The sequence below is a fragment of the Pelomicrobium sp. genome (assembly GCF_036803785.1).
In the GTDB taxonomy this organism is placed as follows: domain Bacteria; phylum Pseudomonadota; class Gammaproteobacteria; order Burkholderiales; family UBA6910; genus Pelomicrobium.
Genome location: NZ_DAIRTR010000249.1, coordinates 1 through 1,972 on the forward strand (window position 1 = coordinate 1; position 1,972 = coordinate 1,972).

Below are 1,972 nucleotides of genomic sequence, written 5' to 3' on the forward strand. Positions count from 1 at the left end.
GGACCGCGTCGGGGGCGAAGATTTCCTTGTAGCTCACGTAGATGGAGGCGAACACGGTGGGCACCAGCAGGATCAGCCCTAGCGCGAAGGGCAGTAGCGCCAGAAAGCCCAACACCAGCAGGATCAGGCTGTAGACCACGAGGGGCAGGATGTTGGCGAGGCAGGCGTTGAAGCTTTCCCGCATGGCGGCAAAGGGCATGAGCCCGTCGAAAATCACGAGGAGCGGAGCGAACCAGACCGCCATGAGCAGAGGCACCGACAGGGCAGCGGCGATGACGAGGGCCAGCATGACCTGACTGGGCATGGCGGGCACCGCGGGCGGCGGCGACTCCTGTACATCCCGCATGAGCTCGTTAAAGCCCGCCCCGGCCAGCATGACCACGATCCCGTAGATCAGCACCTGTCCCACCAAGTAAACGCCGCCGATCGTGACGAGGGCACTGGTCTGGCGCCGGAAGCCCTCGAACAGGCAGGTAAGCTCTAGCCGTCCGCCCTGCTCCAAGGTGCGGCAGCCCACCATGAGCCCCGCCAGCAGCACTGGAGAGAGCAGGTAGAACACCAGCTCGCCGATGGGGGGAATGAGGCTGGCGGCCAGGGCGAATCCCACCAAGGCGATGCACAGGGCGATCCAGTTGAGGGGGCTCCTGCGGAACAGGGCGAAGCCCTGGACGATCCATTCCCAGCCGCGCATGGGCGCGAGCCTGCGCACCTGCATCTGACTCTCCGAGCGGATAGCAAAAAAACATATTTTAAACCCACAGGCGCGCGAGCCGCGCTTGCGCGGCGATGTGGGCGGTCAAGATGCGCTTGCAGTGCTCCGGATCCTTGGCGTGGGTGAGCTCGCCTGGACGGGGAAAATGCCAGTCGAAGAGGCGAGAGACCCAGAAGCGCAGGGCGGCCGCCCGCAGCAGCACGGGCCAGGCGCCACGTTCGATGGCGGTCAAGGGTCGCACTTCATGATAAGCGCAGAGCAGCGCGCGGCAGCGCTCCTCGTCCATTTGGCCCTGGGCATCCAGGCACCAGTCGTTCGCCGTGATGGCCAGATCGTAGAGCAAGACGTCGTTGCCCGCGAAGTAGAAGTCGATCAGCCCCGACACTCGCCCTTCGAGAAAGAACACGTTGTCCCGGAACAGATCGCCGTGGATGACTCCCCGGGGCAGGTCGTGGAAGCGGTACAGCGCCTGGAAGCGCAGCTCCTCCTTCAGCAGGGCGGCGTCTTCTGGGCACAGGCGGGGCATCAGCTCATGTGCCGTGGCGCGCCACCACTTGGGCCCCCGGGGGTTGTCCAGCCGCCGCGGATAGGAGGTCCCCGCCAGGTGCGCTTCGGCCAGGACAGCGCCCACAGCAGCGCAATGGTCTGGCGCAGGCTGCTCCTGGGGCCGCCCGGGCAGAAAGCTCACCAGGCAGGCGGGCTTGCCCTTTAAGGGTCGGAAGCGGCGGTCGTCCAGTCCGGCGATGGGTCGGGGGCAGGGGATGCCGTGCTCCGCCAGGTGGGCCATCAAGTCCACGTAGAAGGGCAGCTCTTCGGCACTGAGCTTTTCGAACAGGGTCAGGACGAAGCGGCCCTGGGTGGTGGTGACTCGGTAGTTCGTGTTCTCGATCCCCTCGGCGATGCCTTCCAGGGCAAGGAGCGTTCCCACCGCGTAGTGGCGTAGCCAGGCGGAGAGCTCCTCCGGGGTGACGGGGGTGAAGACCGACATGGGGCGAACGAGGGGCTCCCCCGCTAGAAGCGCTCGATGACCCACATGGGGGGGCTGAATCCCGGGTCCGGACTGTCCCGGCGGATGAATTGGCCGTTGCCCTGGTAGTCGATGAGGTAATAGGGGGGCCCGTGGCGGGGCGTCACCTTGACCATGTATAGGCGCCCGTTGATGCGGAATTCCTCCACCGTTTCCTCACCCCGCTGGATGATGGTCACCTGGGGCTCAAGGGAAGGGTCAGGCTCATAACCGGGAGGCGGGGGAGGCGGCTC

At 65.9% G+C, this 1,972-nt stretch carries 3 protein-coding genes; all 3 read right to left on the reverse strand.

Features of this window, described 5'->3' with window-relative positions; genetic code table 11:
* Positions 1–715, reverse strand: a 715-nt coding sequence (locus tag V7Q81_RS15900) for a BPSS1780 family membrane protein (protein WP_333845286.1), incomplete at its 3' end; no start/stop codon positions are given.
* A 34-nt stretch (positions 716–749) separates the two neighbouring features.
* Positions 750–1,700, reverse strand: coding sequence for a homoserine kinase (locus V7Q81_RS15905; RefSeq protein WP_333845289.1), 951 nt, complete (start codon positions 1,698–1,700; stop codon positions 750–752).
* 23 nt (positions 1,701–1,723) lie between these two features.
* On the reverse strand, positions 1,724–1,972 hold a 249-nt coding region (locus V7Q81_RS15910; RefSeq protein ID WP_333845291.1), incomplete at its 5' end, for a DUF2782 domain-containing protein.

What these genes read in the sequence shown, in the direction of transcription:
- V7Q81_RS15905 (WP_333845289.1), bottom strand. Translation starts at nt 1,700, where the DNA reads ATGTCGGTCTTCACCCCCGTCACCCCGGAGGAGCTCTCCGCCTGGCTA.